The 4,221-nt window shown below is 70.0% G+C and carries 2 protein-coding genes; both read right to left on the bottom strand.

All coding sequences use genetic code 11. The features are described 5' to 3' along the window. A partial coding sequence (locus KBX53_RS24455) for a family 20 glycosylhydrolase (protein ID WP_210861871.1) occupies positions 1-1,838 on the bottom strand: 1,838 nt, incomplete at its 3' end. Between the two features lie 31 nt (positions 1,839-1,869). Next, positions 1,870-4,221, bottom strand: a 2,352-nt coding sequence (locus tag KBX53_RS24460; RefSeq protein ID WP_210861872.1) for an alpha-L-fucosidase, incomplete at its 5' end; no start/stop codon positions are given.

Consider the following 4,221-nt stretch of genomic DNA (forward strand, 5'->3'; position numbering starts at 1 on the left):
GTGCCCTGCATGCGCACGTACCGGGCGGTGGTGTTGAGGGCGTGTTCGTCCACCCCGCCGTCCCCGGCGGTGACGGTCACCGCCGTGGTCCAGGTGGTGCCGTTGGTGGAGGTCTGGATCTGGTACGCCCGCGCGTAGGCGGCCTCCCAGCGTAGTGCGACGCGGGACAGTTCCTGGCTGCTGCCGAGGTCGACCTGGATCCAGCTCGGGTCGGTGTAGGCCGACGACCAGCGGGTGCTGATGTCGCCGTCCACCGCCGCCGACGCCGGGAAGCTGGCCGTCTCGGTCGACGACGCGGTCACCGGGCGGTTGGTCGCCAGGTTGCCGGTCGCCACCGCCGGGCCGCCGGGAGCCCGACCGATGCGGTCGATGATCGGGGTGAAGGCGGTGTACGTGGCGACCGGCTTCGGTGAACCCCAGGTCTGCTGGGCGATGACGCGCAGGATGGTCCGGATGCCGGCGGCGATCTGGTCCTCGGTCTCCGCGTCCGGGTAGTCACACCAGATGTGCAGCACCGTGCCGAGGTTGCGGGACGGAGCGTTGACGGTGTTGTTGCCCTGGAAGCGCTCCGGGGTCCAGGTCTCGTACGCCCACGTCACGTTCGGCTTGCTGATGGCGGGGACGTAGTAGGTGGGATCCCACGCCTGGTTGGAGATGGTGTGCCCGCGGTCCAGCAGGGCCTGCGGGGTGATGCCGTAGTTGTACCAGACCTCGACGTGGATGTTGGACGCCGGCCGGATGGTGCCGTCGGTGCCGATGCCGTCGTTCCACATGCGGGTGGTCTTGCCGCCGGCGCGGACGATGTCGTTGGCCCAGTTGATGAAGCCGTAGTAGGTGTCCTTGGCGGTGGCGTTCGGCCCGTAGGTCGCGCGGGCGTACGTCAGCAGTTGCGGATAGGCGGCGTAGTTGCCGACGTACTCGTCCGCGCCGATGTGCCAGTACCGGCCGGGGAACAGCGGCAGGAACTCGGTGATGAGGTCCCGGGTGAGGGTGTACGCGCCCGGCTTGGACAGGTCGAGGTAGTAGGGGTTGCGGTTGCCGTTGGTGTCGGCGAGTTGCAGGTCCGGGTGGTCGGCCAGGATGGCGTTCATGTGTCCCGGCATGTCGATCTCGGGAATGACCTCGATGTGGTACTGCGCGGCCAGGGCGATGAGGTCGCGGATCTGCTGTTTGGTGTAGTACTGCTCCGACACCACCTCCGGGTGGGTGGTGCTCTCCAACCGGAACCCGAACGTGTCGGACAGGTGCAGGTGCAGCCGGTTCATCTTCAGGTAGGCGAGCTCCTTGACGTGCTTGCGGAGCCAGTCGACAGTGAAGTACTTGCGTCCGACGTCGACCATCATGCCGCGTTCGGACTTGGTCGGGGCGTCGGTGGTCGTACCGGCCGGCACCGTGCTGGACTGCTTGAGCAGTTGCAGCACCGTCCGCGTGCCGTAGAAGGCGCCGGTGTCGGTCGAGCCCTGGATGGCGATGCTCGACCCGACGGTCATCGTGTAACCCTCGGCGGGTTGGCTGCCGCCCAGGGTCAGCCGGATGTCGCCGGTGGCCGCGGTTCCGGTGGTGACCGCGACGGTGCGGCCGGTCAGGTCCCGCAGGTCGGCGGCGAAGGTGGCCGCGTCGTCGTTGAGCTGGGCGGTGTAGGCGGGGTCGACAACGATGCGGGTGGCGGCCCCGAAGGTGTAGCTGCCGGTGCCCGCCGTCCACTGCTTCAGTGCCGGGATCACCTGGAGGTCACCCGGTACGGCCGAGGCCGGGGTGACCGCCGTGACCGGCACGGTCAGCAGTGCGGCGGCCAGTGCTCCCACCGCTCCGGTGACGCTGATACGTCGAAGACGCATGAACCGTTCCTCTCGGGAAAAGGGTTGGGAATCAGCAGGACGCCGGGTTGGCGGTGCTGTCGGTCGCGTACGCGGTGAGCGTCGCGATCTGCGGTACGCCGCGCGCGGCGGTGACCCGCAGCCGCAGCCGGTCACTCGTCACGGCGGTGGACAGCGCAACGATCCGCTTGTAGCCGACCGTCGCGGCGGCGGCGACCTGTTGCCAGCCCCCGTTGATCCAGGCGTCCACGGCGAACGCCTCGACGCGCTGGCCGTTGCCGACCGACTCCTGCACCAGGACCCGGTCGAACGTGCGGGCCCGGCAGGCCGTCAGCTCGACCGCGCCGGTGAGGGCGCCGCCCGAGGGCGACCAGGACGTGCCCAGGGCCGCGTCGGTGAGGGCGGCGTGGGTGCCGGTCGCACCCGCCTTGGCGAACAGCTCCCGGCCGTACCGGGCGCGTTGCGCGGTGCCGAACCCGTCGAGGGCGCTGACGTCCGGCGCGTCGATCACGCCGGCCCGGTTCGGCGGGACGTTGAGCAGCAGGTTGGCGTTGCGGCCCACCGCGTTCTCGTAGAGCTGCATCAGGGCGGCCGGCTGCTTGACCGAGCCGTTCTGGCCGGAGTGCCAGAACCAGCCGGGCCGGATCGACACGTCCGCCTCGGCCGGGTACCACGACAGGTAGGTGATCGAGCCCAGGTTGCGGCCGATCAGCGCGCTGGAACCCAGGTCACTCGACGCGGCACCGGTGAGCATGTCGTCGTCCCGGTTGAGCGCACCGGGATCGGTGCCCCGGAACGGCAGCGCGCTCCACTCGTCGGCCCGGAACGCCCCGGACTCGGAACCGACCCAGCGCACGTCCGGCCCGTTGATCGCGATCGTGGCGTTCGGTTGCAGGGCCCGGATCAGCCGGTACCAGTCACCGACCTGGTACGGCTGCGGGTACGCGGTGTACGGGTTGGCGCCGTCGAACCACACCTCGGCCATCGGCCCGTACTCGGTGAGCAGCTCGTAGAGCTGGTTGAGGAAGTAGGCGTTGTAGTCGTCGGCCTGGTACGCGTACGTCTGAGTCGGGGTGCGGGTGTCCCCGGCGACGAGCGTGGGGATGGTGACGCTCCGTTTGGCGCTGCCGTTGCCGAACCGGTCGCCACCGCGTCGGCCCGGGATCTCCGCGCCGTCGGCGGGGGAGAGGTAGAAGCCGACGGCGAGACCTGCCGCGCGGGCGGCGTCGACGGTGGCCCGCAGGATGTCGCTCTGGCTGGTACGACCCCACCAGGGGCTGCTGCGCACCGAGTGGGTGCTGTAGCGCGACGGGTAGAGCAGGAACCCGTCGTGGTGCTTGACGGTGAGGATGACCTGCTTGAACCCGTTGCGCTTGAGCACATCTATCCACTGGGCGGGGTTGACTGTCGTCGGGTTGAACTGGGCCGGGTCCTCGTTCCCGCTGCCCCACTCGACGTCGGTGAAGGTGTTCATGCCGTAGTGCAGGAACGCCGTCAGTTCCCGTTGCTGCCAGGCCAGTTGGGCGGCCGACGGGGTGACCTGGGCCGCCTTCTGCCGGATCCGGTCGAGGGTGTCGCACCGCTCGACGGTGATGACGGTGGCCGGGGTGACCGGGCCGCTGCTGCCCGGGTCGCCCGCGCAGCCGGGCGGCGGCGGGGTGCCCCCGCAGACCGGCGCGTCGAGCTGGAAGTCGACCGGACCGGCGGCGCCGGTCATCGTCGCGAGGGCGATGGCGTCCACAGTGCCGTGCCAGCCACGGTTACGGGTTCCGGCGTCGTTGCCGAAGGTCAGCAGGCCCTGCGAGGCGTTGGCCGCGGCCACCGGCGTGGTGACGGTGCTGCCCACCTGGCAGCCGTTGACGTACGCGACGAGCCGGGCCGCGGTGTCGCTCACGTACTCGTAGGCCAACGCCACGTGGGTGTCCTGCGTGTCGGCCAGGTTCGGCCCGCTCTGCCGGGTGTCGTGGTACGGCGCGTCCGGTCCGTACATACCGAACTCGGTGGTGGTCTGCGAGCCGCTGGCGTAGCGGTAGTAGCCCCCGCCGGCGAGGCTGAGCACCGTGTCGAAGCTCAGCGTGGCGGCGCTCTGGCGGCGTACCACCGCCTCGGCCAGCAGGCTCCGGTTGACGTACTTCGTGCTGGTCACCGGGATTCGTGGGGAGAACCCGACGCCGGTGCCACCCCCGGTGAGCGTGACGGCCGAACCGCTGATCGTCTCGCTGCCGGCCAGTCGGGTGAGCTGCCCGTCGACCAGCTCACCCGTCGACGGCGTGTAACCGGTGGTGGAGGTGAAGGTGCCGCTGAAGCCGACGTCGAGAAGCGGTTGGTAGTCGGCGGCGGCGACGCGCCACTGCTGGTTGGTGGCCGTGCCGCAGGGCCAGAGGATGACGGCGGTGTTGTTGGT

The organism is Micromonospora sp. M51 (genome assembly GCF_018070305.1).
GTDB lineage: Bacteria > Actinomycetota > Actinomycetes > Mycobacteriales > Micromonosporaceae > Micromonospora > Micromonospora parva.